This window comes from Limimaricola sp. G21655-S1 (assembly GCF_027213785.1).
Lineage (GTDB): Bacteria > Pseudomonadota > Alphaproteobacteria > Rhodobacterales > Rhodobacteraceae > Limimaricola.
Map to the genome: position 1 here is coordinate 24888 of NZ_JAPWGO010000014.1, position 12780 is coordinate 37667.

Annotated in this window: 13 protein-coding genes; 8 read left to right on the top strand and 5 right to left on the bottom strand. The window is 68.9% G+C overall.

Annotated features, from left to right (window positions below; all coding sequences use genetic code 11):
- Positions 1-6 precede the first annotated feature (6 nt).
- Positions 7-1551: a DEAD/DEAH box helicase gene (locus O4G76_RS13935; RefSeq protein ID WP_269397886.1), complete on the bottom strand. Its 1545-nt coding sequence runs from the start codon at positions 1549-1551 to the stop codon at positions 7-9.
- Between the two features lie 197 nt (positions 1552-1748).
- On the opposite strand from O4G76_RS13935, the gene O4G76_RS13940 reads away from it, so the two are divergent.
- Positions 1749-2177: an OsmC family peroxiredoxin gene (locus tag O4G76_RS13940; RefSeq protein ID WP_269397887.1), complete on the top strand. Its 429-nt coding sequence runs from the start codon at positions 1749-1751 to the stop codon at positions 2175-2177.
- Between the two features lie 61 nt (positions 2178-2238).
- Here the strand turns inward: O4G76_RS13940 and O4G76_RS13945 are convergent, their stop codons facing one another.
- Positions 2239-3834 carry a peptide chain release factor 3 gene (locus O4G76_RS13945; protein ID WP_269397888.1) on the bottom strand — a complete coding sequence of 532 codons (1596 nt, stop codon included), beginning with the start codon at positions 3832-3834 and terminating at the stop codon, positions 2239-2241.
- 248 nt (positions 3835-4082) lie between these two features.
- On the opposite strand from O4G76_RS13945, the gene O4G76_RS13950 reads away from it, so the two are divergent.
- Complete coding sequence (locus O4G76_RS13950) at positions 4083-4925, top strand: hypothetical protein (protein ID WP_269397889.1); 843 nt, start codon at positions 4083-4085, stop codon at positions 4923-4925.
- 51 nt (positions 4926-4976) lie between these two features.
- Here O4G76_RS13950 and O4G76_RS13955 read toward each other — a convergent pair whose 3' ends face one another.
- Positions 4977-5954: a Hint domain-containing protein gene (locus O4G76_RS13955; protein ID WP_269397890.1), complete on the bottom strand. Its 978-nt coding sequence runs from the start codon at positions 5952-5954 to the stop codon at positions 4977-4979.
- 92 nt (positions 5955-6046) lie between these two features.
- On the opposite strand from O4G76_RS13955, the gene O4G76_RS13960 reads away from it, so the two are divergent.
- Both O4G76_RS13960 and O4G76_RS13965 read left to right on the top strand, forming a co-directional pair.
- Positions 6047-6826 (top strand): SDR family oxidoreductase, encoded by a 780-nt coding sequence (locus tag O4G76_RS13960; protein WP_269397891.1) that lies wholly within the window; start codon positions 6047-6049, stop codon positions 6824-6826.
- A 61-nt stretch (positions 6827-6887) separates the two neighbouring features.
- Positions 6888-8012, top strand: coding sequence for an ABC transporter ATP-binding protein (locus O4G76_RS13965; protein ID WP_269397892.1), 1125 nt, complete (start codon positions 6888-6890; stop codon positions 8010-8012).
- Positions 8013-8093: 81 nt separating this feature from the next.
- Here O4G76_RS13965 and O4G76_RS13970 read toward each other — a convergent pair whose 3' ends face one another.
- Positions 8094-8765, bottom strand: a complete 672-nt coding sequence (locus tag O4G76_RS13970; protein WP_269397893.1) for a YafY family protein — start codon at positions 8763-8765, stop codon at positions 8094-8096.
- Between the two features lie 172 nt (positions 8766-8937).
- Here O4G76_RS13970 and O4G76_RS13975 point away from each other — a divergent pair, with 172 nt between their 5' ends.
- Genes O4G76_RS13975 through O4G76_RS13990 form a run of 4 tightly spaced genes read left to right on the top strand, consistent with a single transcriptional unit; the run spans position 8938 to position 11397 of the window.
- Entirely contained in the window at positions 8938-9168 is a 231-nt protein-coding gene (locus O4G76_RS13975; RefSeq protein WP_085894805.1) for a twin-arginine translocase TatA/TatE family subunit, read from the top strand.
- Positions 9169-9191: 23 nt separating this feature from the next.
- Positions 9192-9704: a Sec-independent protein translocase protein TatB gene (gene tatB, locus O4G76_RS13980; RefSeq protein ID WP_269397894.1), complete on the top strand. Its 513-nt coding sequence runs from the start codon at positions 9192-9194 to the stop codon at positions 9702-9704.
- Positions 9701-10558 carry a twin-arginine translocase subunit TatC gene (tatC, locus tag O4G76_RS13985; RefSeq protein WP_269397895.1) on the top strand — a complete coding sequence of 286 codons (858 nt, stop codon included), beginning with the start codon at positions 9701-9703 and terminating at the stop codon, positions 10556-10558. The genes tatB and tatC overlap by 4 nt, the downstream gene beginning before the upstream one ends.
- On the top strand, positions 10555-11397 hold the full coding sequence (locus O4G76_RS13990; protein ID WP_269397896.1) for an ATP-binding protein: 843 nt from the start codon (positions 10555-10557) through the stop codon (positions 11395-11397). The genes tatC and O4G76_RS13990 overlap by 4 nt, the downstream gene beginning before the upstream one ends.
- 70 nt (positions 11398-11467) lie before the next feature.
- On the opposite strand, the gene O4G76_RS13995 is transcribed toward O4G76_RS13990, so the two are convergent.
- Complete coding sequence (locus O4G76_RS13995) at positions 11468-12763, bottom strand: peptidoglycan DD-metalloendopeptidase family protein (RefSeq protein ID WP_269397897.1); 1296 nt, start codon at positions 12761-12763, stop codon at positions 11468-11470.
- Positions 12764-12780 lie beyond the last annotated feature (17 nt).

Below are 12780 nucleotides of genomic sequence, written 5' to 3' on the forward strand. Positions count from 1 at the left end.
CGCGCCTCAACCGGCGCGCCGCTCCTCGAAGCTCTTGAGGATGAAGGCAGGCGTGTCTTCGCCCATGCCGACGACCTCTTCTTCGCGGCTCTCCTGGCGACGACGATCGCGGCCCTGATGGCTCCGCTGGCCACCGCGCTGCTCGTTGCGACGGGCCTCGACGGGGGCGGGCTCGGCGGCCTTCTCGGTCTTGGGCTCGGGCGTCTGCTCGGTCTTGGGCCCCGGCTTCGCCTCGGCTTCGGGCTTGGCCTCGACCGGCTTCGGAGCCGCGGTTTCGGGCTTGGCCTCGGGCTTCGCCTCGTCGCGGCTGCGCGACCGGCTGCGCGAGCGGGCGCGACGCGGGCGCTCCTCTTCGCCGGTGGTCTCGGTGGCGGGCGCTTCGGCCGCGGCGGGCTTCGCCGCACCGCGCGGATCGTCAAGACGCGGGATCGCGTTCTGCACGAGGCGCTCGACGTCGTCGAGGTTCTTCTCGTCGCGCGGGCTGCAGATCATGATCGCGGTGCCCTTGCGCCCGGCGCGGCCGGTGCGGCCGATCCGGTGCACGTAGTCCTCGGCGTGGCTCGGCACGTCGAAGTTGAAGACATGGCTGACCGAGGGCACGTCGAGGCCGCGCGCGGCAACGTCGGAGGCCACGAGGATCTTCACCTCGCCGGCACGGAAGCCCTCGAGCGTGCGGGTCCGCTGGCTCTGGTCGAGATCGCCATGGATCGGCTCGGCGTCGTAGCCGTGCTTCTTGAGGCTCTTGGCCACCACGTCGACATCCATCTTGCGATTGCAGAAGATGATCGCGTTGGTGCAGGCCTCGCCCTCGGCATCGATCAGGGCCCGCAGCAGGTCGCGCTTCTCGCCCGCCTCGCGGTCCTTGCGGCTGGCGCGGAACATGACCACGCCCTGCTTGATGTTTTCGCCCGTGGTGGCGGCGCGGGCCACCTCGATCTTCTCGGGGTTCGACAGGAAGGTGTTGGTGATCCGCTCGATCTCGGGCGCCATGGTGGCCGAGAAGAACAGCGTCTGGCGGGTGAAGGGCGTCAGGCCGAAGATCCGCTCGATGTCGGGGATGAAGCCCATGTCGAGCATCCGGTCGGCCTCGTCCACGACCATGATCTGCACGCCGGTCAGCAAGAGCTTGCCGCGCTCGAAATGGTCGAGCAGCCGGCCCGGGGTGGCGATCAGCACGTCGACGCCCTTGTCGATTAGCGCGTCCTGCTCCTTGAACGAAACGCCGCCGATCAGCAGCGCTTTCGTGAGCTTGGTGTGCTTGGCATAGGTGTCGAAGTTCTCGGCCACCTGCGCCGCGAGTTCGCGGGTCGGGCAGAGCACGAGGGAGCGCGGCATCCGGGCACGGGCGCGGCCACGACCCAGAAGCGTGATCATCGGCAGCGTGAAGCTCGCGGTCTTGCCGGTGCCGGTCTGGGCGATGCCCAGCACGTCGCGGCCCTCGAGCGCCGGCGGAATCGCGCCGGCCTGGATCGGGGTCGGGGTCTCGTAGCCCGCCTCGGAGACGGCCTTGAGCACCTTGGGGTCGAGATTGAGATCGTTGAACTGGGTCATGTGAGCCTTTCGAGACTGCGGCACCGATTGGCCGCAGGAGCAGGCGCGGCCCGCCCGGCCGGATTGCCGGGTCGTTCGACTTGGCCCGCCATATGCCGAAAGCCCGCACGGGTCAAGTTTGGCGGCGGAACGGCCCCGGAGCGCGGGCGTTGGGCCCGATAGCCCCGTGACCGGGGCGCCACGAGATGGAGGCGGCGATGATCAAGAAACACGGCAAGGCGCATTGGAGCGGCGGCATCAAGGAGGGCGGTGGCGAAATTTCGACCCAGACCGGCGTGTTGAAGGATCAGCCCTATGGCTTCAATGCCCGCTTCGAAGGCGGTCCCGGCACCAACCCCGAGGAGTTGATCGGCGCGGCCCATGCGGCCTGCTACGCGATGGCGCTGTCGCTCGAACTGGGCAAGGACGAGCTGACCGCCGATGACATCGACGTCCAGTCCACGGTGTCTTTGGAAAAGGTGGGCGAGGGGTTCGAGATCACCAGGATCCACCTCGACGTGACCGCGAAGGTCCCCGGCGCCTCGGACGAGCAGTTCCGCAAGGCGGCGGAGGCCACCAAGACCGGCTGCCCGGTCTCGAAACTGCTGAAGGCGGCCGAGATCACGATGGATGCGAAGCTGGCCTGATCGGCCCGATCCCGCCCGAGACAGGAGAGGCGGTCCCGAAGGGGGCCGCCTCTTCGAGGTTCTACACCATCATTTCCTTGGTCGCGGTGAGCCGGATTTCGGGGTGATCCCGCTCCACCCGGTCGATGTCCCACTGCATCCGCGTGAGATAGACGAGGTCGCCGTCATTGTCGGTGGCGAGATGCTGCTTGTTCTTGGCGGCAAAGGCCTCGACCGCCGCCTTGTCGCCCGCCATCCAGCGCGCCGAGGTGAACTGCGACGGCTCGAAGCGCACCGGAAGCCCGTATTCCATCTCGATCCGGCTGGCGAGCACCTCGAATTGCAGCGCACCGACGACGCCGACGATGAAGCCCGAGCCGAAGGTCGGCTTGAACACCTTGGCGGCTCCTTCCTCGGCGAACTGCGAGAGCGCCTTGTCGAGATGCTTGGCCTTCATCGGATCGCCGGCGCGGCAGGTCTGCAGCAGTTCCGGCGCGAAGGAGGGGATGCCCGCGACGCGCAGCATCTCGCCCTCGGTCAGCGTGTCGCCGATACGCAGCTGGCCGTGGTTGGGGATGCCGATGATGTCGCCGGCCCAGGCCTCCTCGGCCAGCTCGCGGTCGGAGGCGAGGAACAGCACCGGGTTGGTGATCGCCATGGTCTTCTTGGAGCGCACATGGGTGAGCTTCATGCCGCGCTCGAAATGCCCCGAGGCGAGACGGACGAAAGCCACGCGGTCGCGGTGCTTGGGGTCCATGTTGGCCTGCACCTTGAAGACGAAGCCCGTGACCTTGCCCTCTTCGGGTGCGATCTCGCGCGGCTGCGCCTTCTGGACCTGCGGCTCGGGGCCGTAGGTGCCGATGCCCTCCATCAGCTCGCGCACGCCGAAGCTGTTGATCGCCGAGCCGAACCAGATCGGCGTCATGTGCCCCTCGAGCACCGCCTGCGGGTCGAGCGCGGGCAGAAGCTCGCGCGCCATCTCGACCTCTTCGCGCAGCTTTTCCAGCAGATGCGCGGGCACATGATCGGCCATCTTCGGATCGTCGAGCCCGTCGATGGCGATGCTCTCGGCGACGCGATTGCGGTCGGCCCGGTCGATCAGCTCGAGCCGGTCGCGCAGCAGGTCGTAGCAGCCCAGGAAATCGCGCCCGACGCCGATCGGCCAGGAGGCCGGGGTCACGTCGATGGCGAGGTTCTCCTGGATCTCGTCGATGATCTCGAAGGTGTCGCGGCTCTCGCGGTCCATCTTGTTGCAGAAGGTCAGGATCGGCAGGTCACGCAGCCGGCAGACCTCGAACAGCTTGCGGGTCTGGCTCTCGACGCCCTTGGCGCCGTCGATCACCATCACGGCGGCGTCCACGGCCGTCAGCGTACGGTAGGTGTCCTCGGAGAAGTCCGAGTGGCCGGGCGTGTCGACGAGGTTGAACCGGAAGTTCTTGAAGTCGAAGGACATCGCCGAGGCCGAGACCGAGATGCCCCGGTCCTTTTCCATCTGCATGAAGTCCGAGCGGGTACGCCGCGCCTCGCCCTTGGCGCGGACCTGTCCGGCCATCTGGATCGCGCCGCCGAACAGCAGGAACTTTTCGGTCAGCGTCGTCTTGCCGGCGTCCGGATGCGAGATGATCGCGAAGGTCCGACGGCGGGCGATTTCGGGCGGGAGGGCGGGGCGGTTGTTCATGCGGGGGCTATAGACATTTCCGGACGGTAGAACAATTGCCCGGATCGAACCGATCGACGCAAACCACGCACCACGTTTCCTAACGCTTCAGTCCACGCTTCGTTCCGGATGGCGTTCCAATAAATCGTATACTTATCAATGGTTTGTTATTCTGGTTGCCATGGATTTGCCACGATCCGCTCTCAACCTCCGGGGTCATAAGATGAAGGCGGAGCGCGCCTTCTGCGTGAATACGAAAGGATCGAACCATGGTTTCGAAGACCATTCGCAATACCGTGACCCTCCTGTTGGCAGGGACCGCGTTGACGGCCTGCGGCGAACCGGAGGCGCTGGCCTTCCGGAGCGGAACGGGTGTCGGTGCCTCGCTCGCGCACGCGTCAAGCGACGGGGATGGCGGCATCCGTACTGTCGAGGGGCAGGGCGGCGGCGGGAACGGCGGTCAGACGGGGGGCGGCGCTGGTGGCGGTTCCGGGGCGAGGGGCGCCGATGGGGACGGCTCGACAGGCGGTCACGGGAGTTCCGGAGGTGGCGGCAGCATTTCCGGCAATGGCAGCGTCGGCGGTAGCGGTGAGGCGGGCACCGGCGGCGGTTCGGGCACCGGGTCCGGCAGTGGCGTTGCGGGCGGCAGCGGGGACGGTGCCGGTGGCGGCGAAGGCGGAAGCGATGGCGGTGGGTCGGGCGGCCGCGTCGATGTCGGGGCCTCGGTCGGTAGCGCGGGCTCGGGCGAAAATGGTGACTCCAGCGGTAGAAACGGAGGAACCGGGGGCGAGGGCACGAGTGGTTCTGGCGGTCTCGTCGATGCCGGGGCCGGCGTCTCGGTCGGCGGCTCGGGCGGAACCGGTGGCTCCGGTGGCCTCGTCGATGCGGAGGTGAATGCCTCCGTCGGCGGATCGGACACGGGCAGCGGTGGTGGTGGCGGCGCATCTGGCGGGCTGGTCGATGCGGGTACCGATGTTTCCGTTGGCGGAACGCGATCCAGCGGCGGCTCCGGCGGGCTGGTCGATGTCGAGGCCGATCTGTCCGCCGGCGGATCGAAGCGGGATTCGGGGCGGTTGCTCGACGCCGATGTAAAGGTCGGCCTGGGCGGCTAGCCTCCGGCGGACCCCGACTTGTCCAGCGCCGGGCCGTCCCTGTGGCCCGGCTCAGAGCCCGGAAGCCCGGCGCAGCAGCGCTACTGCGTCGGCGCCGGGCAGCAGGCTTTCGGAGACCTCGTAGGACAGCCCGCGCGCATGGCCATGGCGTGCGATGCCCTCGGGCAGAACCGCGGCGTTGCGCCGGTCCACCAACAGGGATTCGGCGGCGATACCCTCGGCATAGACGATCTGGTGATCGTCGAAGACCAGTTGGAAATAGTCGACGAAGCCGCCCTCGACCTGGACCACGCTGTCGCCATCGATCAGGTGGCGGACCTTGATCATCAGTTCGGACCGGCCGGTGCCGAGATGGTCCTCGCGCTGCCAGACGAAGACCCGGTGCTCGGGGCTGAGCAACAGGTCGCGCGCATTGTTCAGCGCGCCCGCCCGGATCAGGACAGGCGCGAAGCGGCCGGTGGCGCGCAAGGTGGTCCGACCGATCCAGCGCAGCGCCTGCGGTCCGTCATCGCGGGTCAGGATACGGTCGCCGGGCGCCAGCTCCTCGACCGGCACCTGCGCGCCGCTGCTCAGGGCGATCCGCGTGCCGCGGGTGAACGAGGCGCAGGCCACCTGCGCCAGCCGGGCGGTGCCCGCATGGCGGTCGATACCGACGAGGCGGTAATCCTCGCCCTCGCTCAGCCGGCCCAGCGGCAACAGGTAGATCGCGACGGCGGCCCCCGCCTCGACCTCGACCAGCACCACCGCCTCGCCGATGCTGCCGTCCCGCGCCGACAGCGACAGGCAGCTGTCGATATGCACCGGGCGGCCTGCATGCCCGTCCACGCCGCCCGCCTCGATCCGAAAGCCGCCTTCGGCGTCCGGGCGCAGGGCCAGTTCGCGGCGTCGTGCGCCAAGGGCGAGGCGATAGATATCGTGGGGGACCAATTCGTCGGCGAAGCTCAGTGCCTCGCCACGGGCCACGCCCTGAGACACGGTGAAATCGGCGGCGTCGATGACGGCGAGGTGTTGAAGCTGGCCGGTTTCCATGCACGTCTCCCCAGCGGCATTGCATGCGCGCGACATCATTGCCCGGCCCGGTTGCCGATGCTAGGCCAGCCATGCAAACAGGGAGAGATCTGATGGATCTGGGTATCAGGGGCAAGCGGGCGCTGGTCTGCGCCTCGTCCAAGGGGCTGGGGCGCGGCTGCGCCGAGGCGCTGGCCGAAGCGGGCGTCGATCTGGTGATGAACGCGCGGGGGCAGGAGGCGCTGGAACAGGCGGCGCAGGAGATCCGCGACCGTTTCGGGGTCGAGGTCGTCACCGTCGCCTGCGACGTGACCACGCCGGAAGGGCAGAAGCAGGTGATCGACGCGGCGCAGGGTGTCGACATCCTCGTCACCAATGCGGGCGGCCCGCCCCCGGGCATGTGGACCGACTGGAACCGCGAGGATTTCATCCGCGCGCTCGACGCCAACATGCTGACGCCGATCGCGCTGATGAAGGCGCTGGTGCCCGGCATGATCGATCGCGGCTGGGGAAGGGTGGTCAACATCACCTCGCAATCGGTGAAATCGCCGATCCCGGCGCTGGGCCTGTCGAACTCGGCCCGTGCCGGTCTCACCGGCTATGTCGCGGGCACCTCGCGGCAGGTCGCGCCCTCGGGCGTGAACATCAACAACCTGCTGCCCGGCATTCACGATACCGACCGGGCCGCCTCGCTCGATGGCGGCGTGTCGAAGAAGGAGGGGATCAGCGTCGAGGAGGCCCGCGCCCGCCGCGAGGCGACGATCCCGACCCGGCGCTACGGCACCGCGGCCGAGTTCGGCGCGACCTGCGCCTTCATGTGCTCGCAGCATGCGGGTTTCATGGTCGGGCAGAACGTTCTTCTGGATGGCGGCGCCGGCAACCAGACCATGTGAGCTTGCGGGCGCGGGGCGGGATTGCTAGGGCATTCCGACGCAATTGATCGGGATTTGGCCCTTGTTCGAGACCTCCCCGCCCCGCACGCCGCAGCAGACCGCGCCCGCCCCGCGGTTGGAGATCCGCGACCTGACCCGCGTCTTTTCGGGCCGCGAGGTCGTCAGCGGCGTGTCGCTCAAGGTGATGCCGGGGCAGGTGACCTGCCTGCTCGGCCCGTCGGGCTGCGGCAAGTCCACCACGCTCCGGATCATCGCCGGCGTCGACCGGCAGGATGCGGGCGGCGTCTATGTCGATGGCCGACCGATCTCGGAGGGCGCGCTGCACATGCCGCCGGAGGCGCGCGGCATCGGACTGATGTTCCAAGACTTCGCGCTGTTCCCGCATCTCGACGTGGCGCGCAACGTGGGCTTCGGCCTCAAGGGCCCGAAATCCGAGATCCGGGCCCGGGTCGAGACGCTGCTCGACAAGGTGGGCATGCGCCGCCACATCGACCGCTACCCGCACGAGCTTTCGGGGGGCGAGCAGCAGCGCGTGGCGCTGGCGCGAGCGCTGGCGCCCAGCCCACGCATCCTCTTGATGGACGAGCCGTTCTCGGGGCTCGACGACCGGCTGCGCGACGATATCCGCGACGAGACGCTCGGCGTGCTCAAGGCCGAGGGCACGGCGGTGCTGCTGGTCACGCACGAGCCCGCCGAGGCGATGCGCATGGCCGATGAGATCGCGTTGATGCGCGATGGTCACGTCGTGCAGTACGGCGCGCCCTACAACATCTACAACGCGCCCAAGGACCGGGAGGCGGCCGCCTTCTTCAGCGACATCAACGTGATCGAGGGCAGCGTTCAGGGCGCGCTGTGCGACACGCCCTTCGGGGACTTCCTGACGCCGGGCCTGCCGGATGGCACCGAGGTCGAGATCGTGATCCGGCCGCAGCATCTGAAGATCGATTTCGACCGGCAGGGGCGCGGCCCGAACCCGACCACCCGCGAGGGCACCCCCGCCGCCGGCACGGTCGAGCGTGCGCGCTTTCTCGGGGCCTCCAGCCTCGTGGAGTTCCGCATGGACCATGACGGCGAGATCCTGCGTGCCTCGGTGCCTTCGGTGTTCCTGCCCAAGCCCGGCACGCGGCTCTGGCTGATGATGCGACGCGATCGCTGCTTCGTCTTCCCGAAGCGACGCGCTGGCTGAGCCCCCGGGATCTGCATATTCGAGGAAAGATGAACCGAAGGGCGCGCCTCCCGGGTTCATTTTCCTCCAAATGCGCAAACGCTAGGTCGAGGCGAAGCGCTGCGCTTCCAGATCCTGGAGCGTCCGTCCCGGCTCATCGACGAAGAGCTGCGGCAGCACGCGCAGCGCCGCGATCCGGTCGACCCGCAACTCGGCGAAGCCGCGCATCGTCTCGCTCCAGCTCGTCAGGGTCCAGACCCGGCCCCAGTAGTCGAGCCGGAGCGGCCGCAGCACCATCGGGTCCGAAGCGTCGCGCATCGTGATCTGCAGCTTCTGGCGCGCGCGGATCGCCGCGCGCAGGCTGCTCATGTGCCGGAACCCGGCCACCGCGTCGCCCAAGGGCGGGGTTGCGAAGCTCCAGCCGCCGGGGTGGTCGCGGTCCTCCGGCAGCACCGCGTCGATCCGGCCCGAGAGCGACCGCGCCGCCGCGCTGAGTTCGGAATCCCCGCCCTGCGCCACCGCCGCCAGCCCCAGATGCAGCGCCTCCAGCTCGGTCATGGTGAGGTTCATGGGCGGCAGCGTCACCGCAGCCGTTGCACGGTAGCCGAGACCGCGCCGGCCTTCGACCGGTACGCCGGAGGCGATGAGCCGGTCCATGTCCCGGTAGACGGTCCTGAGCGAGGTGCCGAGCCGCTGCGCCAGATCCTCGGCCCGGTGCAGCCGGCCATCGCGCAGGATGCGGATCATTTCCACGAGTCGGTCGGCACGGGGCATGGGCAGGGTCCTCCTGCCGCTAAATTGCCAACTGACAACTTCGTGTCAATAAAAGCGGCGGGCTTCCGCGCGAAAGGGGTTTCCGCCCTTTCACCCGGCCCCCGGGGCGCGTATCTGGAGGCTGCGAGACAAGGCGCGGTCCGGAGCGGGCCGCCGGGATGGGAGACACGCCATGCTCAACAATATCGGCCTTCCGGGCCTCCTTCTGATCGCCGTCGTGGTGCTGGTGCTGTTCGGCCGCGGCAAGATTTCCTCGCTGATGGGCGAGGTCGGCAAGGGCATCACCGCCTTCAAGCGCGGCGTCGATGACGGCAAGAAGGAAATCGACGACCAGTCGAAGACCATCAACGAGGCCGGCACCGTGCACGAGCCGCACGCCGCCGAGGACAAGGACCGGGTCTGAGGCCCGAGACAGGATAGACCGAGATGTTCGATCTGGGCTGGAGCGAGCTTCTGCTGATCGGGGTCGTGGCGCTGATCGTTGTCGGCCCCAAGGACCTGCCGGGGATGTTCCGTGAAATCGGCCGCTTCACCGGCAAGGCCAAGGCGATGGCGCGCGAATTCTCCCGCGCCATGGAGGATGCGGCCGACGAGAGCGGCGTGCGGGATATCCAGAAGACGATCAAGGCGGCCGCCGATCCCAAGGGCTTTGGCACCGATGCGCTGAAGAAGAACCTGAAGCCGGGCGGCGCCACCGAAAAGCTCTCCGAGGAGCGGGCCGAGACGCGCCGCAAGGTCGAGGAGGCGACGGCCAAGGCCGCGTCCGAGCGGCGGGCACGCGAGGCCGCGGCGCCGACCGACGAGGAGCTGGCCGATCTCGAGCCCGATTTCGAACCCGAGCTGGAGCCCGAGCCGATCAGCGCCCCGGCGGAGCCGGTCGAGTCCGCCAAGCCTGCCAAGCCCGCTTCGCCCGCGCGAAAGGACGACACGACATCATGAGCCCCGTGGATGAGATCGAGGACAGCTCGGCGCCGCTGATCGAGCATCTGGCCGAGCTGCGCATGCGGCTGATCCGCTCCGTGCTCGCCTTCGTGGCGGGCATGATCGTCTGCTTTACCGTCTGGAACCCGATCTTCGATTTCCTGACGCGGCCGCTCTGCGCCGCGATGGCGACGCGGGGGCAGGAGGATTGCGGGCTGATCCTGATCGCGCTGCAGGAAGGTTTCTTCGTCGCGGTGTCGATCTCGATGCTGGGCGGGCTGGTTCTGGCCTTCCCGGTGATCTCGTTCCAGATGTGGCGCTTCGTGGCGCCGGGGCTCTACAAGTCCGAGAAGGGCGCGTTCCTGCCCTTCATGATCGCCTCGCCCTTCATGTTCTTTCTGGGCGCCTCCTTCGCCTATTACGTCGTGACGCCGCTGGCCTTCGACTTCTTCCTCGGCTTCCAGCAGCCCGGCAGCCTGGCCACCGGCGTGGAAAGCGACACGGCGGTGGCCGGCATCGCCTTCCAGGGTTCGGCGCAGGCCTATCTCGCCCTGACCATCAAGTTCATCGTGGCCTTCGGGCTGTGCTTCCAGCTGCCGGTTCTGCTGACGCTGATGGGCAAGGCGGGGCTGGTCTCCGCCAAGGGTCTCGGCTCGGTCCGCAAATATGCCGTGGTCGCCATCCTGCTGCTCGCCGCCGTCGCGACGCCGCCGGATGTGGTGAGTCAGGTGATCCTGTTCACCGTGGTCTACGGTCTCTACGAGGTCTCGATCCTTCTAGTGGCGCGTGTCGAGCGCAAGCGGGAGGCGCGGCTGCGGGCCGAAGGTCTCTGGATCGAGGACGAGGACGAGGACGCGGAGGATGCGAAATGAGCGGCGACGCGCTCGATCGCATCGCGGCGGCACTGGAGCGGATGAGCCCGCCGCCCCAGCCCGCCGCTTCGCTGCGGGGCGCGCCCGCCTATATGTGGCAGCCGGACCCGGACCGGCTCGCGCCCGTCCCGAAGGTGAGCCGGGTGGCGCTGCAACTGCTGCTCGGTATCGACCGGGCCCGCGACACGCTCTTGTCGAATACCCGCCGTTTCGCGCAGGGGCTGCCGGCCAACAACGCCCTTCTGTGGGGCGCGCGCGGCATGGGAAAGTCGAGCCTCGTCAAGGCGGTGCATGGCGCTCTTGAGGCCGAGTTCCCGGACCTGAAGATCGTCGAGGTGCAGCGCGAGGATCTCCAGAGCATCGATCGTTGCCTGTCGATCCTGCGCGCGGCGCCGCAGCGTTTCATCCTGTTCTGCGACGACCTGTCGTTTTCCCATGACGATGCGCATTACAAGTCGCTCAAGGCGGTGCTCGACGGCGGCATCGAGGGGCGGCCCGAGAACGTGGTGCTCTATGCCACCTCGAACCGGCGCCACCTGATGCCGCGCGACATGATCGAGAACGAGCGGTCCACCGCGATCAGCCCCTCCGAGGCGGTCGAGGAAAAGGTGTCGCTGTCGGATCGCTTCGGCCTTTGGCTCGGGTTTCACCCCTGCGACCAGGACGAGTTCCTGTCGATGATCCGCGGCTATTGCGACGCCTTCGGTGTCGCCATCGACGATGCGCGGCTGCGCGCCGAGGCGATCGAATGGCAGGCCACGCGCGGCGGGCGTTCGGGCCGGGTGGCATGGCAGTTCTTCACCGATCTCGCCGGTCGCGAGGGCGTGAAGATCGGCTGATAGGGCCTTGAGCCGAAACGAAGAAGGGCCGCCCCTCGGGGCGGCCCTTTCGCATTGGCGTGCCCGAAGCTCAGGGCAGGTAATCGGTCGGGTCCTGGCTCTCCATGCCCTTGCGCACCTCGAAATGCAGCAGGCTCGGGGAGCCCGCCTTCACCTTGCCGATGGTCTGGCCCTTGGTGACGCTGGCGCCGCGCTCGACCGTCAGGTCGACGACATGGGTATAGACCGTGAGCAGCTCGTCGGGGTGGCGGATCACCACGATCTGGATGCCCTCGGTGTTGGTGGTGATCGCGGCCACGGTGCCCGCGGCGGCGGCCTTCACGGCGCTGCCCGCCGGCGCGCCGATGTCGATGCCGTCGTTGCGGCCCTTGGCATAGGCGCGGATGATGCTGCCCTGTGCCGGCATCGCCATCGCCGACGCTTTCGGCTGGGCCTGCTCGGCCATGGGCTGCGGCTCCGGGGCGGGGGCCGGCGCGGCAGGGGCCGCCGCTGCGGCGGGGGGCTCTTCCTGCGGCAGCGGGGCGGCGGCGGAGGGCGGGGTCGGCGTCGGGCTGCCGGCGCCGGGCGGGGTCACGGCGGTCGGCGTCGGGGTGGCCGGGGCCGCGGGGGCGGCGCCCGCGGGCGGGATCAGCAGGAACTGCCCCTCGCGCACCGCGAGATCGGAGCCGAGACCGTTCCATTCCGCGAGGCTGCGCACCGGGACGTTGTAGAGGCGGGCGATGGAATAGGCGGTCTCGCCCCGGCCGACCTGGTGGCGCACCGGCTCCTCGCCGCTGGGCAGGGCGCGCGGCGTCGCGACCGAGGCCGAGCTGGCGGCGCTGCTGGCTGCGGGGGTCTGCGGCGGGAAGCTGGGCTGGCTCTGCGTCTGCGTCTGCGTCTGCGTCTGCGGCGCGGCGCGGTCGATCGCGGCGCCGGCCAGCGTCGTGACGTCGATCCGACCGGTGCTCACGGGCGGGGTGCCGGTGTTCGACGGGGTGATCGGACCGGTGACGCTCGCCCCGGTGGCGGGCGAGGGTTCCGCGACGCGGCTGGGCAGGGCGATCACCTCGCCGCCGCGCAGGCTGGCATCGGCCGAGACGCCGTTGTAGCGCGCCAGCGCCCCGGCCTCGAGCCCGAGCCGGTTAGCCAGCGTGACGACCGTGTCGCCCTCGCGCGCCACGGCGACCTGGTAGTTCGGGTAGGAGATCACGCCGCGATCATCGGGGCGTGGTCGCGGCGCGGGGTTGAGCGCGGCGGCCGAGGTGTCGAAGCCGTTGCCCATGTCGCGCAGGTCGGGGTCGAACGGTTCGGCACAGGCCGCCAGCAATGCCAGCGCCGTGGTGCAAGACAGCAGGCGCCAGGCCCGGCGGAGAGATGTGTTCTGCATCGATCTGTCCTCGTATC

Excerpts from the sequence above, each read along its gene's own strand:
- O4G76_RS13960 (WP_269397891.1), top strand. The coding sequence starts at position 6,047 with ATGGATCTGGGTATCAGGGGCAAGCGGGCGCTGGTCTGCGCCTCGTCC.
- tatC (WP_269397895.1), top strand. The coding sequence starts at position 9,701 with ATGAGCCCCGTGGATGAGATCGAGGACAGCTCGGCGCCGCTGATCGAG.
- O4G76_RS13970 (WP_269397893.1), bottom strand. The coding sequence starts at position 8,765 with ATGCCCCGTGCCGACCGACTCGTGGAAATGATCCGCATCCTGCGCGAT.
- O4G76_RS13950 (WP_269397889.1), top strand. The coding sequence starts at position 4,083 with ATGGTTTCGAAGACCATTCGCAATACCGTGACCCTCCTGTTGGCAGGG.
- O4G76_RS13935 (WP_269397886.1), bottom strand. The coding sequence starts at position 1,551 with ATGACCCAGTTCAACGATCTCAATCTCGACCCCAAGGTGCTCAAGGCC.
- O4G76_RS13995 (WP_269397897.1), bottom strand. The coding sequence starts at position 12,763 with ATGCAGAACACATCTCTCCGCCGGGCCTGGCGCCTGCTGTCTTGCACC.
- tatB (WP_269397894.1), top strand. The coding sequence starts at position 9,192 with ATGTTCGATCTGGGCTGGAGCGAGCTTCTGCTGATCGGGGTCGTGGCG.
- O4G76_RS13975 (WP_085894805.1), top strand. The coding sequence starts at position 8,938 with ATGCTCAACAATATCGGCCTTCCGGGCCTCCTTCTGATCGCCGTCGTG.
- O4G76_RS13990 (WP_269397896.1), top strand. The coding sequence starts at position 10,555 with ATGAGCGGCGACGCGCTCGATCGCATCGCGGCGGCACTGGAGCGGATG.
- O4G76_RS13955 (WP_269397890.1), bottom strand. The coding sequence starts at position 5,954 with ATGGAAACCGGCCAGCTTCAACACCTCGCCGTCATCGACGCCGCCGAT.
- O4G76_RS13940 (WP_269397887.1), top strand. The coding sequence starts at position 1,749 with ATGATCAAGAAACACGGCAAGGCGCATTGGAGCGGCGGCATCAAGGAG.
- O4G76_RS13945 (WP_269397888.1), bottom strand. The coding sequence starts at position 3,834 with ATGAACAACCGCCCCGCCCTCCCGCCCGAAATCGCCCGCCGTCGGACC.